Genomic DNA, 22,106 nt, shown 5'->3' on the forward strand with positions numbered 1-22,106 from the left:
TGTTCGAAGACTCATCCCGAACAAAGCGGATGCGCGGGGAAGCCACAGTCCGGTCAGATCATCGCCATGCCACCATTTACATGGATGGTCTGGCCCGTGACGTAGGCGGCTTCGTTGGAGGCGAGATAGGCGACGGCGAACGCGACTTCAGCGCTGGTGCCCATGCGGCGCGTCGGGATCGCCGCCATGATCGCCTCTTTCTGCTTGTCGTTGAGCTTGCCGGTCATCGCCGATTCGATGAAGCCCGGGGCGACGCAGTTGACGGTGATGTTGCGGGTGGCGATCTCCTGCGCCAGTGATTTGGAAAAGCCGATCATGCCGGCCTTGGAGGCGCAGTAGTTGGTCTGGCCGGGATTGCCGGTGACGCCGACGACCGAGGTGATGTTGATGATGCGCCCATGACGGCGGCGCATCATTGGATGGGTGAGTTCGCGGGTCAGCCTGAACACGGCGGTCAGATTGACCTCGAGCACAGTGTCCCAGTCGGCGTCCGACATGCGCACGAACAGCCCGTCCTTGGTGATGCCGGCGTTGTTGACGAGGATGTCGACGCCTTCCAGATCGGCCTCGGCTTTCTGGCCGAGCGCCTTGACCTCGTCACGGTTCGACAAATTGGCTGGGAACAGCTTGACCCGGTCGCCAAGCTCGGTAGCCAGCGCTTCGAGTTTCTCGACGCGGGTGCCATGCAGGCCGACGATCGCGCCTTGCGCATGCAGCACCCTGGCGATGGCCTCGCCGATGCCCCCGGATGCACCGGTTACGAGCGCCTTGCGATCAGTCAATTCGAACATGTCTCAATCCTCTTCTCAATCGGACAGCCCGCGAATTGGCTATCTGTAAACGTCGCCGCGATGGCCTATCGTCACCACCAGAATTACGAGCCGGCTGTCCTGCACATCACAGATAATTCGATAATCCCCAACCCGATACCTCCAAAAGGTCGCAAGCGGACCCTTCAGCGGTTTGCCAGCCTTCCGTGGATTGTCGAGAGCGGCGATACTGTTCTCGATGAAGTCGCGAATTCGGTTTCGTGTCTGCGGATCCAGCTTTTCGACGAATTTGCGCGCCGAGCGGGCATATTCAAGCGTCCAGGCCACGCCAGAAGTCCTCTGGCTTCATGACATCCTCGTCACCGCGTCTGATCCGTTCCAGGACCTCCGCCGCGAGATAATAGTCCTCTATGTCCTCAAGACCGCGTTCGATAAGCTCACGTAGATAGTAAGCTTTGCTCCGGCCGGTCTTGGTCGCGAGGAAATCCAAGCGTTCTTCGATTTCGGGAGCAAGTCGGATCGAGGTCGGCATACCACTCTCCATGTGAATACATGTATTCGTGTATCGTCATGACGTCAGGATTTCAAGCCTGGTGTGCGTTGGTCAACTCAACGCGGCCAGCACTGCCTCGACCTCGGCCGCGGAGCCGACCGACGCGGTGGCGATGTCGCGGTTGATGCGCCGCGCCAATCCTGAAAGCACCTTGCCAGAGCCGATCTCATAAAGCGTGGTGACACCGTTTGCCCCAAGCCATTCCACCGTCTCGCGCCAGCGCACGCGGGCGACCACCTGCTCGACCAGACGCCGCGCGATCTCGTCGGGGTCATTGGTCGGGGTGACGGTGACGTTGGAGACGATGGGCACCACCGGCGCGGCCATCGTCACGCTGGCCAGTGCCTCGCGCATGATTTCGGCCGCGGGCGTCATCAGCGCGGAGTGGAAGGGCGCAGACACCTGCAGCATCAGCGCGCGCTTGGCTCCCTTTTCAGTGCACAGTTTTGCCGCCAGTTCCACCGCGGCTCTTGCACCGGAAATGACCAACTGGCCACCGCCATTGTCGTTCGCCACCTGGCAGACAGAGCCCTTCCCGGACGCTTGGGCGGCCTCGGCGCAGGCAGCTTCGACATCGGCCTGCTCCAGTCCGATGATCGCCGCCATAGCGCCCTCGCCGGCCGGCACCGCCGCCTGCATGGCGTTGCCACGGATGCGCAAGAGCCGGGCGGCATCGGCAACCGAAACGAAGCCTGCCGCCGCGAGCGCCGAATATTCGCCCAGCGAATGGCCGGCGACATAGGCGACTTTGCCTTTCAGCGACAAACCACGCGATTCCAGCGCCCGGATCGCGGCCAGCGACACCGCCATCAGCGCCGGTTGCGCATTGGCGGTCAGCGTCAACGTCTCTTCCGGTCCTTCCCAGATCAGTTTCGTCAGGTTTTCGCCGAGCGCGTCATCGACCTCCTGGAAAATCCTGCGCGCCTCCGGAAAGGCGTCGGCGAGATCCTTGCCCATGCCGACAGCCTGGCTGCCTTGTCCAGGAAAGGTGAATGCAACGGCCATGCGAGAGCTCCCAAGGGTTGGTTTTGCTTGCCTGGTAGACGAGTTTTGCTCGCCTGTGACGCAAGGCAGGCTGCCAAGTCAAGCCACTTCAACCCTTCCTGACGGCAGTGTCACCCGCCGAGTGCCTGTTCCGAAAAGCTTTTTGGCGATCACACCTGATGAAAACCGCTCACGATTCGTTTGCTGGCTCTTCTTATTTTGCTTACAGGCGCTAGCATTGCGTGACAAATCCATGACAATCGAGTGACGTGTTGTCGCTGGGTGGGGAAATCAAAAGTGGCAAAGAGTTCAAAACGCGCCGGTAAGGCCGCGCCACAGTTCCTGGAAGACGACCCCTCCACCGGCTACCTGCCGGGCAGGAGATGGCCGGTCGTGCGCTATGGTCTGGTCAGCCTGGCCATCGCTGCCATCCTGGTGTTTTCCATCGAACTGATCGTGCGCGGCGACTTTGCCGGCACGGTCTCCTTCTTCCTGCAGCCGCTCAAGCCGGGCTGGACTACCATTGTCGTGTTTGCGCTGATCCTGGTTGGCCTCGATGCGGTGCTTGGGCGCAGCCACCAGAGCCTGATGATTGTCGCGCCGCTGACGCTTTCCCTTGCTTTCGTCGGTCACCAGAAGTCTCACTATCTCGGCGATCCGCTCTATCCGACCGATTTCCTCTATGCCCGCCAGATCTTCGCGCTGTTGCCGCTGCTGGTGCGCGACCGGCCGATGACCGCGCTCGCCATGGTCGTCGGCATCGTCGCCGGCCTGTCGCTGCTCGTCTACGGCTGGCGGCTGTGGCGCCGCAAGGTACCGGCGCTCAGCCGCAAGGGGCGCCTTGCCCGGCTGACGCTGGCAGTGCCGCTGCTCGCCTTCTTCGTTTCGATCATGGATTACGCCACCTTCTCCTGGACCAGGGATCGGCTGCAGATCATACCGATCATGTGGGACCAGAAGGAGAACTATGCCTCCAACGGTTTTGCGCTGGCCTTTGCCCTCAACGTGCCGATGGCGCATGTCTCGGCGCCACCGGGTTATTCCGACAAGGCAATTGCCGCGATCGGCAGGCCTGATGTAAGCGCCTCGGTACCGGCCGAGAAGCCCGACATCATCATCGTCATGAGCGAATCCTTCTGGGATCCGACCAAGCTGCCCGGAGTCAGCATCAAGCCAGATCCGATCCCCAACGTACGGGCACTGCGCTCGGGCTCTATGTTCTCGCCGGAATTCGGCGGCATGACCGCCAACATCGAGTTCGAGGCGTTGACCGGCTTCTCGAATGCGTTCCTGCCTGCCGGAAGCATCCCCTATCAGCAGTACGTGCGCACGCCGACGCCTTCGCTGGCAACTTTCCTCAAGAGCCAGGGTTACCGGGCGCGCGCCATCCACCCCGGCACGAACTGGTTCTGGAACCGTGGCGCGGTCTATGCTGATTTCGGTTTCAACGACTTCAAGTCGGAAGAGACGCTGCCGCCAATGCAAAAGCGCGGGCCGCTGGCATCGGACGCAGCGATGACCGACGAGATCATCAGCGAGGCGGACGCCAGCGACGAGCCGGTGTTCTTCTTTGCCGTCAGCCTGCAAAACCACGGCCCCTATGAGCCGAACCGCTACTACAATCCGACGCATACGGTGCAGGCGCCGATCAGCCAATGGGCGCGCGAATCGCTGCTCAGCTACGCCGAGGGCTCAGCCGACGCCGATCGTGGTCTTGAACGCCTCGTCGAATGGGCGAAGAAGCGCTCCCGCCCGACCGTGATCGCCTTCTTCGGCGACCATCTGCCGCCGCTGGGGCCGGTCTACGTCGAAACCGGATTCCTCAAGGACAATGTCGCGCCGCGCAAGGAGGCGTCGCCCGGGGCCGCCCTCGAACATCACGAAACGCCGCTGGTCATCTGGTCGAATCGCACCGGGCCTGCTGAAGACATAGGTGCCGTCAGCCCGGCCTTCCTGCCCTATCATATCCTGAAGACGGCCGGCATCGCTCATCCCTACTACACCGGCTTCCTGGGTCAGATGAGCGAACGCTATCGCGTCGTCGACCGCAACCTGTTGCTGACGCCGGCTGGCGAGGCCACTCCCGATTGGGCGCGGCAGAAAGAGATCGACCCGGCGATCCGCGATTTCCGCCTTTTGCAGTACGATATGATGTTCGGCAAACGCAATGCGGCGCCCGACTTCTTCCCCGAAACGGTCGACAAGGTTGTCGCCCATACGAGTTGAACAGATTTGACCTTCCGCACCGGTTCGGCCGGGCGCTCAGTTCGTCAATTGCAGCTTCGTGAACTTGTTGGCGATCTGCAGGAACACATTCGGCAGCTTGGTCGGATCGTTCACGGCATAATAGTCGCTCGGGTCCGAAGCGCAGGCGCTGTAAAGCGTGCGGTTGGCGGCGGTGTCGGATTGCAGCACCATTGTGTAGATCTGCACGCCCTCGCTCTTCAATTGCGTACAAACGCTTTTGGTCCAGCCGTCGACATTGCGCGCAGCGGTCGTCTGGTTGTCCGATCCGAAACGACCACCCGCCAGATAGCCATAGGGTGTGTAGTCTGATTTTGTCGGCTGTTCGCTGGCGCCATAGACAACGTTCTCGCCATCGGTGAGCAATAGTACGATCTTGCTGATGCCAGGCGTCTTCCATGGCGCGCCACCGGTATAGGGCGCCCCAGGCGACAGCACCCGCATGCCCCATGACAAGCCTTCGGAAACATTGGTACCCGAGCCGTTCCACTCGGTCATCTCGCTTGCCGCCTTGCGAAGCTTGTCAAAATCGTTGGTGAGAGGGACGAGCGGTGTGGGGCAAGAGCGGTTGGGACCAACGGTGATGCGCGAGCCAGTCTCGGTGATGAGTTCCTTGGCGGGGGCAACATATTTGGCGATCTTTTCCTTGTCGGACTTTCCGGGCGTCGACACATCGCTGACGAGATCACTGAGATCGATGCCGAGAAGGTTGGTCTTCTTCTTGGCGAGCTTGACCTTGTCGCTGACGTCGTCGAGATAGGAATTGTTGTAGTATCTAGCCGAATTGCCGTAGGAGCTAGACGGCATCTGGGCGTCTTCCGGATCGTCCGGCGCAAAATACGGAACGAACAGCGTTTCGGGCTTGTTCGGATCGGGCGGCGTGTCGGAAATGTTGAAGGTGCCCGGTCGCGCCTCGACGCAACCTTTCCATCCGGTACCGTTCCATCCGGGCTCCGTCCATCCAGTCTCCTTGAGCTGTTTGAAGAGCGCCATGTGATTGGGACGCTTCCCGTCGATGGTCGGAAAGTTGGCGCCGTTGGTGGACGACTTGCCGTCCATATCGATCCAGGACGGGTCGAATTCATCACCGTCGACGTTGACGGCTGTAACAAATGGAACCAGCGACGCGCGGACCTGGCGCGTCGGCGATTTTGTCGATTCGAGCGTATCGAGCAACGATTTGGTCGCCGTCCTCAGCGCCGTCATGCGCGCGCCGGCCATCGAGCCAGTGTTGTCCAGCACCAGCACGACTTCCAGCTGGTTGTTTGATTCGACGGCGGCAGCATCGACCGCGATGTGCTTGCTGTTGCCGAACAGGAAGGCAAAGTTCAGATTGACGTCCGCCGTGGCAACCGCCTTTGTCTTGATGAAATTGATGCCCTTGTCGACGCTCAACGTCGCCTGCGCATTTCCGAGTTCGCCGTGCCCGACGATATTGGCCTGGAAATAACGGTTGAAGGCGTCATTGCGGGTGACGTCGAGATCGCCAAGATGCGAAGAGGCAAGGTTTGCCCCATCGAGGGCATTCTGAAGATCGCTCTTGGCCCGCATGAGGGTGGAGACATCGGTTGCGAAACCGACGGCTGTCAGGATGACCGGCAGGCCCAGACCCATTACAAGCGAAAAATTGGCGCTCTTCGAGCGCCAGAACTTTTTGAGAATCATTCTTACCCCCGAAATGCCTGTCGCTTTTTGTCGCGGCTTGTCCGGTTTTTGCCCTTCGATGATGAATCGACCGTTTACGGCGAGATTTCATCTCCCATCACGTGACTTTGTGGTTAAGGCGAAGTTGCGGAAACCACAAACTCCGGCCACGGTTGCTGCTTGATTTTGGCCTCGCGCGACTCATAGAACGTCGTCTGCCCTTGCTTTGCAGCCGGATTGCTATATAGACGCCCGCAATCTGCCGGTCCTTGCTGGGGGCTGAACGGAGGGCCGGAGGTGTTTTCGAAAACCTCCGTGTGATGCCAGAAGTGCTTCCGCCTCCCGTGTCTCCGCTCTCGACCGTCTCGTCATGCTCCTTTCTTCCCCGATTTTGCGGGTCAGAGAAGTTGCAGAGGCTTTTGCCGCCGGGAACCGGGAGAGAAACGAAGAAAGGCATAAGACATAATGGCTCTTTACGAACATGTGTTTCTTGCCCGGCAGGACCTCTCGCAGCAGCAGGTCGATGCGCTTGTCGAACAGTACAAGGGTGTCATCTCCGCGAATGGCGGGTCCGTCGGCCGGGTCGAGAACTGGGGACTGAAGTCCCTCACCTACCGGGTCAACAAGAACCGGAAGGCTTACTACACGCTGATGGACCTGAATTGCCCGCCGGCCGCGCTCAACGAGATGGAGCGCCAGATGGGTCTGTCCGAAGACGTGCTGCGTTTCCTGACCATCAAGGTCGAGGCGCATGAGGAAGGCCCGTCGGCCATGATGCAGAAGCGCGAAGAGCGCTCGGAACGTGGCGGCTTCGGCGATCGCGACCGTGGCGATCGTGGTCCGCGCTCGTTCGGCGACCGTGATCGCGGCGATCGTGGCGATCGTCCGCCGCGCTCGTTCGGCGACGCCGGTGCCGATCGTGGTCCGCGCCGTCCGCGCGAAGGCTTTGAAGGGGGTGCAGAATAATGGTCGACATCAACCAGATCCCGACCCGGCGCCCGTTCCATCGCCGCCGCAAGACCTGCCCGTTCTCCGGCGCCAATGCGCCCAAGATCGACTACAAGGACGTGCGTCTCCTGCAGCGCTACATTTCCGAGCGCGGCAAGATCGTGCCGTCGCGCATCACCGCCGTCAGCCAGAAGAAGCAGCGCGAACTCGCCAAGGCGATCAAGCGCGCCCGCTTCCTCGGCCTGCTGCCCTACGTGGTTCGCTAAAACTCCTGTCTGAAAACCGGGATCCAGTTTTCGGGCTCACTATCTAGCATGCGGGCGGCTTGCCGCCCGCTCTTCTCCCACGGTGACGGGCGCCGCAGGGTTGAACATCAATCCCGGGTTGAGGTCAAAAACCTCTAACTGCCGCGACAGGCAGGACAGCGACACCAGCGCCCCAGGCGTTCAAGCTTCCTGACCTGTTCCAATGACATTCGGCGTCGACCTCACCGATCGAGTGGCGCCCAACCGAAGGAACAAAACCATGGAAGTCATTCTTCTCGAACGCGTTTCCCGCCTCGGCCAGATGGGCGATACCGTCAAGGTAAAGGACGGCTTTGCCCGTAACTTCCTGCTGCCGCAGGGTAAGGCGCTGCGCGCCAACGAAGCCAACAAGAAGAAGTTCGAAGGCCAGCGCGCCCAGCTCGAAGCCCGCAACCTCGAGCGCAAGTCGGAAGCCAGCCAGGTTGCCGAAAAGCTCGACGGCAAGAGCTTCATCGCCGTTCGCTCCGCCGGTGAAACCGGACAGCTTTACGGTTCCGTTTCGACCCGCGACATTGCCGACCTGCTCACGGCGGAAGGTTTCTCGGTCAACCGCAACCAGATCCTGCTCAATCAGCCGATCAAGACCATCGGTCTCACCAATGTGGCGATCGCGTTGCATCCGGAAGTCGAAGTCACGATCACGCTCAACATCGCCCGCACGGCCGACGAAGCCGAACGCCAGGCCAAGGGCGAGACACTGACCACCGCCGAAGCCATCTATGGCGACGACATCAACGACAATGCCCGGCCGGAAAACTTCTTCGACCCGAACACCGAATTCGAGGGTGGCGAAGACAACGCCTGAGCATACGTCGCAGAGGATTGGAGCTGTGCTCCGATCACGATTGGAGCTTTGCTCCGATCACTTTGTCGGCATCCAGCCATACTGGACCAACGCCCGGGCCTCGCGCCCGGGCTTTTTTGTGCCAATGGAACTTTTCGAACCCCTATATATTGTTGCAGACTATAGCGTCGCGCGTCCTTTGGTCGCGCAAATGACGTTGTGAACTTTGGCTCGGCGCAAGGCTCCGCGGAAAATCGATTCCGATTCTCGCGGTTACGCGCCAAGATAGCCTGTCTGGCCGAGAGGGGACATTTGGTCATGAATATTCTGCTGAAGCGCGTTCTCGACCGCCTGGTGCGCACCGGCAACCTTAAGGTGACCGGCCCCAAGGGCGCGACGGTGGTTTTCGGCGACGGCAGCGGCGAACCGGTGCACATGCACATCAAGACCACGCATGCCGAGCGCGCCATCACCTTCGATCCGATGCTGGCGGTTCCGGAATCCTACATGGACGGCGAACTCGACATTCTCGAAGGTGGCGTGTTGGGCGTGATGCGCATCGCCTTCCAGAATATGGGCAGCGGCGGTATCGACGCCACCTGGTCGAAAGCCATAGAAGGCCTGCGCCACGCCTTCCGCCGCCTGCAGCAGATCAACACCGCTTCGCGCTCGCGCCGCAACGTCCAGCGCCACTACGATCTGTCAGGTGATCTCTACCGGCTCTTCCTCGACGACGACATGCAGTATTCCTGCGCCTATTTCGAGCAACCGGACATGACGCTCGACGAAGCGCAGGCTGCCAAGAAACGCCATATCGCCGCCAAGCTCAGGCTGAAGTCCGGCCAGACGGTGCTCGACATCGGCTCCGGTTGGGGCGGGCTCGGCCTCTACCTCGCCAAGGCGTTCGACGTCGACGTGCAGGGCGTGACACTGTCGACCGAGCAGCATGGCGTCGCCACCGACCGGGCACACGCGCAAGGGCTGGAAAGCCGCGTGCATTTCGAGCTCAAGGACTACCGCGAACTTAACGAGCGTTTCGACCGCATCGTCTCGGTCGGCATGTTCGAACATGTCGGCGTCAACCATTACCGTACCTTCTTCGACAAGAGCGCGACGCTGCTCAAGCCGGATGGCGTAATGCTGTTGCATACGATCGGCCGCTCCGGCGTGCCATGGGCGACCAGCGCCTTCATACGCAAATATATCTTCCCGGGCGGGTATATCCCCGCGCTTTCGGAAGTCATGCCAGCGATCGAGAAGTCGGGCCTCGTCGTCACCGACGTCGAAATCCTGCGGCTGCACTATGCCGACACGCTAAAGCACTGGGGCCAGCGCTTCGCCGCCAATCGCGACAAGGCCAAGACGATTTATGACGAACGCTTCTGCCGTATGTGGGAATTCTACCTGGCAGCGTCGGAGGCCGCCTTCCGCTGGCAGGATCTGGTCATCTTTCAGATCCAGATCACCAAGAAGAACGACACGCTGCCGATGACACGCGATTACATCGCCAAGTGCGAAAAGACGCTTGAGATGCGCGATATGGGGCATCGCGAAACGGCACCGGTCAAAAAGAGCCCTGCTGCCAAGCCAGCTCGCCGCCGCAAGGTCGCGGATCCGGAATAAGCATTGCCGCTTGCCATTGTCGGCGCCTGCACTGAAAAAGGTCCCGTGATCGTCTCGGGACCTTTTTCATGACCTACGTCCTCTACGCCGCCGCCGCTCTGGCCGAGATCGCCGGCTGCTTTTCGTTCTGGGCCTGGTGGCGATTGGAAAAGTCGCAGCTTTGGCTACTCCCCGGTCTGGCCTCGCTCGCGCTGTTCGGCTTCCTGCTCGCGCTGGTCGACACGAATGCCGCCGGCCGCGCTTACGCCGCCTACGGCGGCATCTACATTGCGGCGTCGCTTGGCTGGTTGTGGCTGGTGGAAGGCGTGCGACCCGACCGCTGGGATTTTGCCGGAGCGGCGCTCTGCATTGCCGGCGCCTCGGTGATCCTTCTCGCCCCGCGGGGCGCGTGAGATGGAACTGCCGGCGCCGCTTCGCCAAGGTGTAGAGCGCGTGCTCGAAAATGTTCCGCTGGCGACGCTGAAGCAAGCGGCAAAAACGCTGTCGGACCGCTACCGTGCCGAGTTGCGCGACGGCCGCATGCACATGGCCGAGGATCTGGCGGTCAAGGCCTATCTGGCGACGCGGCTGCCGGCGACCTATGCCGCGATCCGCGCCAGCCTCGACGCGCTGAGCGATGCCAAGCCCGACTTTCAACCCAGGAGCCTGCTCGACGTCGGCGCCGGCCCTGGTACGGTGCTTTGGGCCACGACCGACCAGTGGCCAGATCTCGAACAGGCGGTGCTGCTGGAAGCGAGCGCGGCGGTGCGCAAGGTGGGCGAGGTGCTGGCCGGCGACGCGATTGCCGCCCGGACCAGTTGGCTGGCCGGCGACGCCACCATCGATCTTGCCGGCCTCGAGCCAGCCGATCTGGTGACGTGCGCCTATGTGCTGGATGAAATCGTTCCGGCATCCCTGCCGAAGCTCATCGACCGGCTCTGGCAGGTCACCGGCGACACGCTGCTGATCGTCGAGCCGGGCACTCCTGCCGGATGGCAACGCATCCTTGCCGTGCGCCGACAGTTGATCGAGGCGGGCGCGCATGTGCTTGCGCCTTGCCCGCATCAGGCGCCCTGCCCGCTTGCCCAGCCGGACTGGTGCCATTTCTCCCGCCGCGTCGCCCGCTCGCGCCTGCACCGGCTGGCCAAGGATGCCGACGTGCCATGGGAGGACGAGAAGTTCATCTATGTCGCGGCTTCCCGAGACGCGCCTACCTCCCGCCGGGCGCGGGTTCTAGCGCCGCCGAAATCCGGCTCCGGCAAGGTTCTGCTCAAGCTTTGCAAGGAAGACGGCACTGCCGCCGAGCGCCTGTTTACCAAGCGTGACGGCGCCGACTTCAAGCTCGCCCGGCGGCTGGGCTGGGGCGACAGGCTGGACAAAAGCGCAATATGAACGTCGTGCAAGTTCTTGCTTTGTTCTGACGAGTCAGATACGAATCAACGTCCTGTCGAGTCAAACGGAATCGGGGCACGGACATACTCTCCTGTGGACGATTGGTCGTTCCTGTGAACAACGGGCATCGAGGCTCTTTGGTCGCGCAGTGATGCAGAAAGGTCAGCATCGACTCATCTCGTTCTGATATCGAAGGTCGGGATCAAATCGGGGATATCATGGCAGAGGCAGCGCGAAAATTCGGCGTCGCGGAAACACCGCTTTATCGTGAAGCGCCAAACAACATCGAGGCCGAGCAGGCGCTGCTCGGCGCCATTCTCGTCAACAACGACGCATTCTACCGGGTCTCGGACTTCCTCAAGGCCAGCCACTTTTACGAGCCGCTGCACCGCAAGATCTATGAGGTGGCGTCCGAGTTCATCCGCATGGGCAAGGTCGCGACGCCGATAACGCTAAAAACCTTCCTGCCGGCCGACGAGAAGGTCGGCGACATGACGATGGCGCAATATGTCGTGCGGCTGGCGGTCGAGGCCGTCACCGTCGTCAACGCCACCGACTATGGCCGTGCCATTTACGACCTCGCCACGCGCCGCGCGCTGATCACCGTCGGCGAGGACATGGTCAACATCGCCTATGATGCGCCGGTCGACATGGCGCCCACCGAGCAGATCGAGGATGCCGAGCGGCGGCTGTTCGAGCTGGCCGAAAACGGCCGCTACGATGGCGGGTTCGAAAGCTTTTCCGATGCCTTGAAGAACGCCGTCGACATGGCCAGCGCGGCTTATATGCGCGATGGCCACCTGTCCGGCATCGCCACCGGCCTGCGCGATCTCGACCATCGCATGGGCGGCCTGCAGCCGTCGGATTTGATCATCATCGCCGGCCGCCCGGGCATGGGCAAGACGTCGCTGGCCACCAACATCGCCTACAACATCGCCGCCGCCTATGAGCCCGCCCAGCAGGCTGACGGCTCGGTCAAGGCGGCCAATGGCGGTGTCGTCGGCTTCTTCTCGCTCGAAATGTCGTCGGAGCAGCTGGCCACCCGCATCATCTCCGAGCAGACCGAGATCCCGTCTTCCAAAATCAGGCGTGGCGACCTGACCGAAGCCGATTTCGGCAAGCTCGTCGCCTACACGCAAGAGAACCACAAGCGCCCGCTCTACATCGACCAGACGGGTGGTATTTCGATCGCCCAGCTCGCGGCGCGCGCCCGCCGCCTCAAGCGCCAGCGCGGGCTGGATCTGATGGTTATCGACTATATCCAGCTGATGCAGGGTTCATCAGCCAAGGCGTCGCAGAACCGCGTCCAGGAAATCACCGAGATCACCACCGGGCTGAAGGCGCTCGGCAAGGAGCTTGGCGTGCCGATCATCGCGCTCTCACAGCTTTCGCGCCAGGTCGAAAGCCGCGACGACAAACATCCGCAGCTGTCGGACCTGCGCGAATCGGGCTCCATCGAGCAGGACGCCGACGTGGTGCTGTTCGTGTACCGCGAGGAATATTACATCAAGAACAAGGAGCCGGAGAAAGGCACGCCCGAGCACCTGGCTTGGGAAACAAAGATGATCGAGGTCCAGGGCAAGGCCGAAGTGATCATCGCCAAGCAGCGCCATGGTCCGACCGGCACCGTCAGCCTTGCCTTCCAGGGCGAGTTCACCCGCTTCTCCGACCTTGCCGAGGAGCATCACCTGCCGGAAAGGTTCGAGTGACCTGTTGAGAAAGGTCTCGTTTCCTGGCGCCCCCCTCTGTCCTGCCGGACATCTCCCCCTCCAGGGGGGAGATCGGATGTCATCGATTCTTTCGCCAATTTTTGGCGCTGAAAAGAAGGCGCAAGCGCTGAAGCTGCAAATCTCTCCCCTTGAGGGGGAGATGGCCGGCAGGCCAGAGGGGGGCGCTGTCCCGCTAACCTGTCACCACCCGGCACCCCACTGATGGCCAAATCGCGGGTCCAATTCATCTGCCAGAGTTGCGGATCGGTGCATCAGCGCTGGGCCGGCAAATGCGATGCCTGCGGCGAGTGGAACACGCTGGTCGAGGAAGGCACGTCCGGCGGCATCGGCTCAGGCCCGGCCAACACGCGCAACGCCCGTAAAGGTCGCGCGGTGGTGCTGACCACGCTGTCCGGCGATATCGAGGACGCGCCGCGCATCAGCTCGGGCATTGGCGAGCTCGACCGCGCCACCGGCGGTGGTTTCGTGCGCGGCTCCGCGTTGCTGGTCGGGGGCGATCCCGGCATCGGCAAATCGACGCTCCTCACCCAGGCAGCCGCCGCGCTGGCGTCAAAGGGTCACCGCATCGTCTATGTCTCGGGCGAAGAGGCAGTTGCACAGATCAGGCTGCGAGCGCAGCGGCTTGGCGTCGCCTCCTCCCCGGTGGAACTTGCCGCCGAGACCAATGTCGAGGACATCCTGGCGACAATAGCCGACGGCAAGCGGCCTGACCTGGTCATCCTGGATTCCATCCAGACGCTGTGGACCGATCTCGCCGATTCGGCGCCGGGAACCGTCACCCAGGTGCGCGCCGCCGCCCAGGCGATGATCCGCTATGCGAAGTCCACGGGGGCGGCGATCGTGTTGGTCGGCCACGTCACCAAGGAAGGCCAGATCGCCGGGCCGCGTGTCGTCGAACATATGGTCGACGCCGTGCTCTACTTCGAAGGCGAAGGCGGCCATCATTATCGCATCCTGCGTACGGTGAAAAACCGTTTTGGACCGACCGATGAGATCGGCGTCTTCGAAATGTCGGACAAAGGCCTGCGCGAGGTCGCCAACCCATCCGAGCTTTTCCTTGGTGAACGCCATGCCAAATCGCCGGGCGCGGCGGTTTTCGCCGGCATGGAGGGGACAAGGCCAGTGCTGGTCGAGATTCAGGCGCTGGTGGCGTCCTCCTCGCTCGGCACGCCGCGCCGCGCCGTCGTCGGCTGGGACGGCGCGCGGCTGTCGATGATCCTGGCGGTTCTCGAAGCCCATTGCGGCGTGCGCTTCGGCAGCCACGATGTCTATCTCAACGTCGCCGGCGGCTATCGCATTTCGGAGCCCGCGGCCGATCTGGCGGTGGCGGCGGCCCTGGTTTCCTCGCTCACCGGTCTTGCCCTTCCCGCCGATTGCGTCTATTTCGGCGAAATCAGCCTTTCGGGCGCCGTGAGGCCGGTTGCGCATGCGCAACAGCGCCTCAAGGAAGCCGAAAAGCTGGGTTTTGGAAGCGCGGTTCTGCCCTCGGGCAGCGGAGAGTTGGCTTGGGGGATCGGGGCTGGTTGTTTCCAGCCGACTGAGCTTGCCGACTTGGTGGCACGCATAGCCGGCTCACGCCGAAGCCGCGTGGACGAGGAAGATTAGGGCATCGGACCCAGAAGCGGGAAACGGCTTTGGGAAACCCAATGCTCCGCGCTATAATGCGGCTCATGGAGTGGGGCGAAAGACATGCCGATTACGCTGCTTGACGGAATTCTCGTCGGCTTCACTCTGGTTTCGGCGATGCTCGCCATGGTTCGCGGCTTCTCGCGCGAGGTCCTGTCCGTCGTCTCCTGGGCGGCAGCGGCAGCGGCGGCGTTCTTCTTCTACAAGCCGGTCCTGCCCTACCTCGCGCCCTACATCGAGAATGAAAAGATCGCGATGGCGGCCTCCGCCGGCGTCGTCTTCATCATCGCGCTGATGGTCGTCTCGATCATCACAATGAAGCTTGCCGACTGGATCATCGATTCCAGGATCGGCGCGCTCGACCGCACGCTCGGCTTCCTTTACGGCGCCGCGCGCGGCATCCTGGTCGTTGCCGTCGCACTGCTGTTCTTCAACTGGCTGGCCGGCGCCAAGGCACCGGCCTGGGTCACGGAGGCCAAGTCGCGGCCATTGCTGGAGCAGATCGGCGCCAAGCTCGAGAGCCTGCTGCCTGAGGATCCCGAAAACGCGATTATGAAGAAGCTCAACCCGAATCAGCCGGCCGCAGAGACGCCCGCAGCTCCGGACGCCCCGGCGGCGGATGCTCCCGCAGGCGGCGACGATGCCAACACGCCGGCGCCTGACGATAATGACACAGGAACGCCTCCGGCCGACAATGCCCCGGCCAATCCGGCGCCGGCTGCACCGGCAAACTGACGCCCGAAATGGGCGTCGGGACTTGACCATCGTGTGAACGGCTGCACGGAGCGCGTTGCTTTCGACGCGAACCCGCATTATATGGCGATTTTAGCGGAGCTTAAGATGGCAGACGCAGACGACGTGCTTTCCGCCGAGGCCGACGACCATTTCCACGACGAATGCGGCGTGTTCGGCATTTTCGGCCGGCAGGATGCTGCGGCTATCGTCACATTGGGCCTGCATGCCCTGCAGCATCGCGGCCAGGAAGCGGCCGGTATTGTTTCCTACGACGGCAGCCAGTTCCACGTCGAACACCATGTCGGCCTGATCGGCGACACCTTCACCAAGCAGCGCGTCATCGACAGCCTGCAAGGCAACCGCGCCATCGGCCACACGCGCTACGCCACGACCGGCGGCGCCGGCATGCGCAACATCCAGCCTTTCTTCGCCGAGCTCGCCGATGGCGGCTTTGCTGTCGCCCACAACGGCAATTTGACCAACGCCATGACCGTGCAGCGTGCGCTGCAGAAGCAAGGCGCGATCTTCTCCTCCACCTCCGACACCGAAACGCTTTTGCACCTCGTCGCCACCAGCAAGGAGCGCGATCTCAACTCGCGTTTCATCGATGCGGTGCGGCAGGTCGAGGGTGCCTTCTCTCTGGTGGCAATGACAGCCAAGAAGATGATCGGCTGCCGCGATCCGCTCGGCATCCGGCCGCTGGTGCTCGGCGATCTCGACGGCGCCTGGATCCTGGCTTCCGAAACCTGCGCGCTCGATATTATCGGTGCGCGTTTCGTGCGTGACCTGAAGCCCGGCGAGATGGTCGTCGTCACGTCCAAGGGCATTGAAAGCCTGTTCCCCTTCGAGCCGCAGAAGACCCGCTTCTGCATCTTCGAATATGTCTATTTCGCGCGACCGGATTCGTCGGTCGAAGGCCGCAACGTCTATGAGGTGCGCAAGCGCATCGGCGCCGAGTTGGCGGTCGAAAGTCCGGTCGAGGCCGACATCGTCGTGCCGGTGCCGGATTCCGGCACGCCGGCGGCGATCGGCTTTTCTCAGGCGGCCGGCATTCCCTTCGAGCTCGGCATCATCCGCAATCACTATGTCGGCCGCACCTTCATCCAGCCGGGCGATTCGATCCGCCACATGGGCGTCAAGCTGAAGCACAATGCCAACCGCCGCATGATCGAGGGCAAGCGCGTGGTGCTGGTCGACGATAGCATCGTGCGCGGCACCACCAGCCAGAAGATCGTGCAGATGGTGCGCGACGCCGGCGCCAAGGAAGTGCATATGCGCATCGCCTCGCCACCGACACGCGCCTCCTGCTTCTACGGCGTCGACACGCCGGAGAAGTCGAAGCTTCTGGCATCGCGCATGTCGGTTGAAGAAATGGCCGAATTCATCCGCGTCGATTCGCTCGGCTTCCTCACCATCGACGGACTTTACCGTGCCGTCGGCGAGGCCAGCCGCGACAACGACCAACCGCAATTCTGCGACGCCTGCTTCACCGGCCAGTACCCGACCCGCCTGCTCGACTTCGAAGGCCACGATAATGTGCGCACGCTGTCGTTGCTGGCGACGAGCGGGACGTAGGGCCTTGCTGCAACTGTGAATTTCGCCGGTTTGCAAATTTCGCCGCGATCACTTTGTTGCGGCCTCCTCGAAGCAGCCGATCTCCCCCCTTGCGGGGGAGATGCCCGGCAGGGCAGAGGGGGGTGCTGTCCCTCCATCCTGTCCATCAATTCCAGCCGCGCGCGTGGCCGGGTTCTCTCTCGGGGTCGGATCATTTCGAAAATTGGCGATCCTTCACACCCCCCTCTGTCCTGCCGGACATCTCCCCCGCAAGGGGGGAGATTGCGCTCCCACCTCCGCTTTCGCCAAATATGCAGGCTGACGAGGCAGAGCCAAGTCCGAGTTAGAACGCTAGCCCTCGGAGTTGCCCGTTGACCCGTCCCCTCGACCTTACCGGCCGCGTTGCGGTCGTCACCGGCGCCTCGCGCGGCATCGGCTATTTCATCGCCAAGGAATTGGCTGCCGCAGGCGCCCATGTCGTCGCGGTGGCGCGCACTGTCGGCGGCCTGGAAGAGCTTGACGATCAGATCAAGGCTGCCGGTGGCCAGGCGACGCTGGTGCCGCTCGACCTCGCCGACATGGCCGGCATCGACCGGCTGGGCGGCGCCATCCACGAACGCTGGGGCAAACTCGACATTCTCGTCGCCAATGCCGGCGTGCTCGGCGTCATTTCGCCGATCGGTCATGTCGAAGCAAAAACCTTCGAGAAGGTGATGACCATCAACGTCACCTCGACTTGGCGGCTGATCCGCTCGGTCGACCCGCTGCTGCGGCTCTCCGACGCCGGGCGAGCGATCATCCTGTCATCCAATGCCGCGCACTCGGCCCGCGCGTTCTGGGCGCCCTACGCAGCGTCCAAGGCGGCGGTCGAGACGATGATGCGTTCCTGGGCGCATGAGACGCAGAGCCTGCCGCTGCGCGTCAATGCAGCCGACCCCGGCGCCACCCGGACAGCCATGCGGGCGCAGGCGGTGCCCGGCGAGGATCCGGCGACGCTGCCGCACCCTTCGGAGATCGCCAAGCTCATCGTGCCGCTGGCGAGCCCCGACTTGAAGGAGACCGGGCTGATCTTCCAGGCCAAGCACAACCGCTTCGTCGCCTATCGGCAGCCGGAATAGCCGCACTCGCGCGGGACAAACCCGCCGCCTCGTCACGCGGCTGTGATGTGGCGGCTGGAGGCTGCGCAGCGGCCATGCTTTCGTCACTTCCGTGGAGTTGGTAGGATCATAGCGACTCCCACAACAAGCGCCCAACTGGCAGAACGAGGAAATCCCAATGGCAACGACCGCAGCGTTGGTCTGGTATCTGGTAATCGCCGGCCCGCAGGGCGGCATGGTCGTCCTGCCCAGCACCTTCGACAAGCGCGAACAGTGCACCGCCGCCATCGCTGAGTATCAGAAACAGCCGACACCGGCCGGCTGGTCGGTGCAATGCGTGCCGAGCGCCTCGCCCTTCACCGACGAGGGCGATGCGGAAGAACCGTCAGCGCAGTAAGCGTCAGCGCCGAGCTGAAACCGTCAGTTCCGGCTTCTGGTTGATGGTCTGGAACACCACGCAATAGCGCTCGGTCAGCTTCAGCAGTGAGTCTACCCGCTCCTGCGGCTCATCGGTGTCGAGGTTGAAATTGAGCCGAATGGCGCGAAAGCCGACCGGGGCATCTTTTGCCACACCGAGCGTGCCGCGAAAATCGAGGTCGCCTTCTGCTTCCACCGTGGCGGCGCCGATCTTGAACTCAAGCGCCGTCGCCACCGCCTTCAGCGTCACCCCGGCGCAGGCCACCAGCGCTTCCAGCAACATGTCGCCCGAGCAGAGCTCAAGGCCTGAGCCACCTGTTGCCGGATGCAGCCCGGCGATGGCGAGCGCCCTGCCCGTCTCCACCTTGCAGGCGACCGACTGGTCGTCGATCGAGCCCTTGGCGCGAAGCGTGATCAGGGCCTGCGAAGCGTCGTCGCGATAGGCCTGCTTCAGCGGCGCCTGCATGGCCTTCAGTTCGGTCGCATCCATGCTTTCTCCCTTTCGTCGACTGTCTCGTACAGTCGAGATTTGCGCCGATCACCACGGGAAGGCAATGTTGTTCATCGCCACTGCATACAAGCCAGCCGCCAAGACGCGGTCGGAGCCAAGCAGCCCGCTCGTCGCCGCTGAGAAGCGAGCCGACAATTCTTCGGGCGTCGCGGCCATTGCCGCGGCCGCCAAACCCGCCGCTCTCGAATGGCAGCCACGTCACGCCGGCTTTCGCCTACCACCAACGCAGCCAGGCCGTGGCCGGCGAAGCTGCCAGTCCCCTTTTCCCAAGAGAGTCCGGCAGGACGAAGGGAGAAGGAACACGGCAGCGTCAGTTGTTCAACCACACAGCCATTTCCTTTGACTTCGATCATCTAGGCCATACCTATGCGGGAGTTGTTCTCGCGGAGCCATCATGCCGGTCAAGCTGAAACTGATCTTCCTTATCCTCCCGGTGCTTGCCGCCCTGGCGCAGCCCGCCCTGGCTGAAACGGCGGAGCGGCCGGCACCCTCGGGCGGCGTGCTGTCCCTGCTGCCGCCGCCGCAGATCACCAGGCACTCGATCACCCTCGCCGGGCGCAAGCTGGATTATCAGGCAAAGGCCGCCACCTTGTCGCTGCTTTCGGGCAAGGGTGATGTCACGGCGGAGATCTTCTATGTCGCTTACACGCTGGAGCCACCGGCAAAGGCGGCCAAAGACCCGCAGCGGCCGATAACCTTCGTGTTCAATGGCGGCCCCGGAGCAGCGTCCGCCTATCTGCATATCGGAGCACTCGGTCCGCGTATTATCGCAACGGGAGCCGAAGGCGAATTCCTGCCCCCGCCGCAAAGACTCATCGATAATCCGGACAGCTGGCTCGACATGACCGATCTCGTCTTCGTCGATCCGGTCGGGACAGGATACAGCCGCGAGGCACCGGGCCAGGACACGCACGACTTCTGGGGCGTCAACCAGGATGCCAGCTCGGTCGGCGCCTTCATCCGGCTCTATCTCGCGCAGAACGGCCGCACCGGATCGCCGCTGTTCCTCGCCGGCGAAAGCTATGGCGGGTTTCGGGCGGCGCTACTTGCCAGGACATTGCAGGAAGATATCGGCATCAGTCCGAACGGCATCGTGCTGATCTCCCCGGCGCTGGAATTCACGCTGGTGCAGCCCGACGAGTTCGAGCCGCTGCATTGGGCACTCGAACTGCCTTCGCTGGCGGCGGTGCGCCTGCGCGCCGAAGGCGTCAGCGGCGATGCGTTGCGAGAGAAGCTGGCGGAAGTCGAACAATATGCGCTGGGCGATTACCTTACGGCGCTCACCAGCGGACTGGAGCAAGGCAGGCGGCTGGCGAGCCAACGCGTGGCTGACATCACCGGCCTGCCGCTCGAACTCGTGCAGCGGAACTCCGCCCGCATCCCCACCGGCCTGTTCGCAAGGGAATTCGCCCGTGCCAGCGGCAAAGTGCTCAGCCCATACGACGCCATGATCGGCACGGCGGACATCGCGCCCGAGAGCGCCCGCATCGCCGGCCCGGATCCCGTGCTCGACCGGAGCGTCCCGGCGTTAACGTCGGCTTTCGTCGGCTATATCAGCAACGAGTTGAATTTCCGCACCGATGTCAGCTATCGGCTGCTGAATGGCGAAATCAGCCACAATTGGGATTACGGGACCAGCGCCTCACGGCAAGGCTATGCCGGGGTGATGAATGATCTGCAAAAAGCACGCTCGCTGAACCCTTCGCTCGGCGTCGTGATCGTCAACGGCTACACCGACCTAGTCACGCCTTACCTCGCCTCGCGTTACCTGGTGAACCAGATCTCGTCGCTCGCCAATGCCAAGCCGATCCATCTCGATGTCGTCGAGGGCGGGCACATGATGTATTTCAGATCCGATGGTCGGCGCGCCCTGAAAGAAGCCGCCTCGGAGCTCTATCAGGTAACGCAATAAGCTTTGTGACAGCTCAGCTCGCCATGGAACGCTGCCTCAGCACGGTTGGCGTTGCATCGACTTTCGCCCGTATGGCGCACGCAGCCGATCCTGTGGCGGAGGCCGATCCCGGCGGCCGAATCCGGATTGCTCTGCTCGGCCGAAGTGCGGTTCGCGGTCCGGTTTGCCTTTCTGTTCCTGGGCGGATTGCACCAGTCGCCAGCATGATAGGCGGCGCTATTGTGTTGTGCGCTGTGTTTGCCATGCTGGGCGGGATTGGCTGATGGCCCGCTCGCAACGCATGACGTCAAATATTCTTAAAAAAAGTTACACAGTCGTGGAACCATTATCCGGGTCAAGCATTGTTGGTGCGACGGGCCATCCCCAAGTCCCCCCAAACCCCTCGGCCCGTCCTACTCTCAGCCGACCGCAAGGTCGGCTTTTTCTTTGCCGTTCAGCCGGTCGACGAGGCAAGGTTGCGACTGAGCAGTGTCGCCAGATCGCCCGCCGGACCATCGTTGCCGGCGCGCAGCCTGATCGCGAATTCAGCCGTCGGAACCTGTGGCAGGCCAAGCTCGCGCGGCGTCTCGACAATGCCGGAATGGGCAAAGCGGGCCGTTCGCAGCGTCAACGCGACGCCGGCGTTCACCGCCGTGCGTAAGCCGGCCAGACTGGCACTTCCGGCAGCAATGCGGTAGCGGCGGCCGGCCGCATCGAGCGCGGCAAGTGCCGCTTCGCGAAAGCCGCAATACGGATCGAGCAGCGCCAGCGGCAGTTCCTCCTGCCGCGAGGCCAAGCCTTTCTGCGAGCACAGCCATATCATCGGCTCACGCAGAACGCCGACTTCGTCCGGCACTGCCGCCTGGCGCATGACGATCGCCAGATCGAGTCCGCCGGACTGTAGCGCCTGCGCCAGTTCGGCGGAGCGGCCGACACGCAGTTCGATCCTGACGCGCGGGTGACTGACGGCGAAGGCACGCAGCAGGTCCGGCAGGCCGCTATCGGCGAAATCCTGTGTCGTGCCGATGGCGACGCGCCCGGCAGCGCGTGCCCCCTTCATCGCCAGCCATGCCTCCCGATGGGCGGCAAGGATACGCCTGGCATGGCCGACGAGGTCCTCACCCGCCGGCGTCAGGCCGCGGCCCCGCCCTTGCGGCGCCAGTAGCGGCTCGCCGACGATTTCCTCCAGCCGTTGCATCTGGGCGGTAACCGCCGAGGGCGAACGGCCGACATTTGAAGCCGCCTGGGCCAGTGAGCCGCTGTCGACGAACGCTAGGAAGGTTCTGAGCAGATCGGGATCAAGCGTTTCCATAATTTGA

Annotated in this window: 21 protein-coding genes and 1 pseudogene; 15 read left to right on the plus strand and 7 right to left on the minus strand. The window is 62.7% G+C overall.

What is annotated here, in order from left to right; all coding sequences use genetic code 11:
- Positions 1-53: 53 nt before the first annotated feature.
- From fabG to fabD, 4 genes are all read right to left on the minus strand, one after another.
- Positions 54-791 (minus strand): 3-oxoacyl-[acyl-carrier-protein] reductase, encoded by a 738-nt coding sequence (gene fabG / locus NKJ90_RS07000; RefSeq protein WP_023761603.1) that lies wholly within the window; start codon positions 789-791, stop codon positions 54-56.
- 39 nt (positions 792-830) lie between these two features.
- On the minus strand, positions 831-1,097 hold the full coding sequence (locus NKJ90_RS07005) for a type II toxin-antitoxin system RelE family toxin (RefSeq protein ID WP_023761604.1): 267 nt from the start codon (positions 1,095-1,097) through the stop codon (positions 831-833).
- A complete protein-coding gene (gene relB, locus NKJ90_RS07010; protein WP_031260840.1) occupies positions 1,081-1,302 on the minus strand; it encodes a type II toxin-antitoxin system RelB family antitoxin in 222 nt (73 codons plus the stop codon). The genes NKJ90_RS07005 and relB overlap by 17 nt, the downstream gene beginning before the upstream one ends.
- A 72-nt stretch (positions 1,303-1,374) precedes the next feature.
- A complete protein-coding gene (fabD, locus tag NKJ90_RS07015; protein WP_023761606.1) occupies positions 1,375-2,328 on the minus strand; it encodes an ACP S-malonyltransferase in 954 nt (317 codons plus the stop codon).
- A 276-nt stretch (positions 2,329-2,604) separates the two neighbouring features.
- Here fabD and NKJ90_RS07020 point away from each other — a divergent pair, with 276 nt between their 5' ends.
- Positions 2,605-4,533, plus strand: coding sequence for an LTA synthase family protein (locus tag NKJ90_RS07020; protein ID WP_023761607.1), 1,929 nt, complete (start codon positions 2,605-2,607; stop codon positions 4,531-4,533).
- A 36-nt stretch (positions 4,534-4,569) separates the two neighbouring features.
- Here the strand turns inward: NKJ90_RS07020 and NKJ90_RS07025 are convergent, their stop codons facing one another.
- A complete protein-coding gene (locus NKJ90_RS07025; RefSeq protein ID WP_023761608.1) occupies positions 4,570-6,216 on the minus strand; it encodes a pilus assembly protein in 1,647 nt (548 codons plus the stop codon).
- Between the two features lie 444 nt (positions 6,217-6,660).
- On the opposite strand from NKJ90_RS07025, the gene rpsF reads away from it, so the two are divergent.
- The 12 genes from rpsF (at position 6,661) to NKJ90_RS07085 (ending at position 18,365) form a co-directional block, all read left to right on the plus strand.
- Positions 6,661-7,161, plus strand: a complete 501-nt coding sequence (gene rpsF / locus NKJ90_RS07030) for a 30S ribosomal protein S6 (protein WP_023761609.1) — start codon at positions 6,661-6,663, stop codon at positions 7,159-7,161.
- Complete coding sequence (gene rpsR / locus NKJ90_RS07035) at positions 7,161-7,409, plus strand: 30S ribosomal protein S18 (RefSeq protein ID WP_006203718.1); 249 nt, start codon at positions 7,161-7,163, stop codon at positions 7,407-7,409. The genes rpsF and rpsR overlap by 1 nt, the downstream gene beginning before the upstream one ends.
- 259 nt (positions 7,410-7,668) lie before the next feature.
- The gene (rplI, locus tag NKJ90_RS07040; RefSeq protein WP_031260841.1) at positions 7,669-8,253 is read left to right on the plus strand and encodes a 50S ribosomal protein L9; all 585 of its coding nucleotides are present in this window, start codon (positions 7,669-7,671) and stop codon (positions 8,251-8,253) included.
- Positions 8,254-8,550: 297 nt separating this feature from the next.
- Complete coding sequence (locus NKJ90_RS07045; RefSeq protein ID WP_023761611.1) at positions 8,551-9,855, plus strand: cyclopropane fatty acid synthase; 1,305 nt, start codon at positions 8,551-8,553, stop codon at positions 9,853-9,855.
- Between the two features lie 68 nt (positions 9,856-9,923).
- Positions 9,924-10,247 (plus strand): YnfA family protein, encoded by a 324-nt coding sequence (locus NKJ90_RS07050; protein ID WP_023761612.1) that lies wholly within the window; start codon positions 9,924-9,926, stop codon positions 10,245-10,247.
- A 1-nt stretch (position 10,248) separates the two neighbouring features.
- Positions 10,249-11,226: a small ribosomal subunit Rsm22 family protein gene (locus NKJ90_RS07055; RefSeq protein ID WP_023761613.1), complete on the plus strand. Its 978-nt coding sequence runs from the start codon at positions 10,249-10,251 to the stop codon at positions 11,224-11,226.
- Between the two features lie 218 nt (positions 11,227-11,444).
- Positions 11,445-12,935 carry a replicative DNA helicase gene (locus NKJ90_RS07060; RefSeq protein WP_023761614.1) on the plus strand — a complete coding sequence of 497 codons (1,491 nt, stop codon included), beginning with the start codon at positions 11,445-11,447 and terminating at the stop codon, positions 12,933-12,935.
- A gap of 222 nt (positions 12,936-13,157) precedes the next feature.
- Positions 13,158-14,561 carry a DNA repair protein RadA gene (gene radA, locus NKJ90_RS07065; protein WP_023761615.1) on the plus strand — a complete coding sequence of 468 codons (1,404 nt, stop codon included), beginning with the start codon at positions 13,158-13,160 and terminating at the stop codon, positions 14,559-14,561.
- An 84-nt stretch (positions 14,562-14,645) separates the two neighbouring features.
- Positions 14,646-15,317: a CvpA family protein gene (locus NKJ90_RS07070; RefSeq protein ID WP_023761616.1), complete on the plus strand. Its 672-nt coding sequence runs from the start codon at positions 14,646-14,648 to the stop codon at positions 15,315-15,317.
- Between the two features lie 105 nt (positions 15,318-15,422).
- Positions 15,423-16,892: an amidophosphoribosyltransferase gene (gene purF, locus NKJ90_RS07075; RefSeq protein ID WP_023761617.1), complete on the plus strand. Its 1,470-nt coding sequence runs from the start codon at positions 15,423-15,425 to the stop codon at positions 16,890-16,892.
- 350 nt (positions 16,893-17,242) lie between these two features.
- Complete coding sequence (locus tag NKJ90_RS07080; RefSeq protein WP_023761618.1) at positions 17,243-17,989, plus strand: SDR family NAD(P)-dependent oxidoreductase; 747 nt, start codon at positions 17,243-17,245, stop codon at positions 17,987-17,989.
- 157 nt (positions 17,990-18,146) lie between these two features.
- Positions 18,147-18,365, plus strand: a complete 219-nt coding sequence (locus tag NKJ90_RS07085) for a hypothetical protein (RefSeq protein ID WP_023761619.1) — start codon at positions 18,147-18,149, stop codon at positions 18,363-18,365.
- A gap of 3 nt (positions 18,366-18,368) precedes the next feature.
- Here NKJ90_RS07085 and NKJ90_RS07090 read toward each other — a convergent pair whose 3' ends face one another.
- Positions 18,369-18,875 (minus strand): OsmC family protein, encoded by a 507-nt coding sequence (locus tag NKJ90_RS07090; RefSeq protein ID WP_023761620.1) that lies wholly within the window; start codon positions 18,873-18,875, stop codon positions 18,369-18,371.
- A gap of 415 nt (positions 18,876-19,290) precedes the next feature.
- Here NKJ90_RS07090 and NKJ90_RS07095 point away from each other — a divergent pair, with 415 nt between their 5' ends.
- Positions 19,291-20,808: a S10 family peptidase gene (locus NKJ90_RS07095; protein WP_352485849.1), complete on the plus strand. Its 1,518-nt coding sequence runs from the start codon at positions 19,291-19,293 to the stop codon at positions 20,806-20,808.
- A gap of 99 nt (positions 20,809-20,907) precedes the next feature.
- Positions 20,908-21,103 (plus strand): annotated as a pseudogene (locus tag NKJ90_RS07100) (DMT family transporter); the annotation flags it as partial.
- A gap of 138 nt (positions 21,104-21,241) precedes the next feature.
- Here NKJ90_RS07100 and NKJ90_RS07105 read toward each other — a convergent pair.
- The gene (locus tag NKJ90_RS07105) at positions 21,242-22,099 is read right to left on the minus strand and encodes a LysR substrate-binding domain-containing protein (protein ID WP_023761623.1); all 858 of its coding nucleotides are present in this window, start codon (positions 22,097-22,099) and stop codon (positions 21,242-21,244) included.
- Positions 22,100-22,106: the final 7 nt, after the last annotated feature.

The sequence above is a fragment of the Mesorhizobium sp. M0051 genome, assembly GCF_040323235.1.
GTDB lineage: Bacteria > Pseudomonadota > Alphaproteobacteria > Rhizobiales > Rhizobiaceae > Mesorhizobium.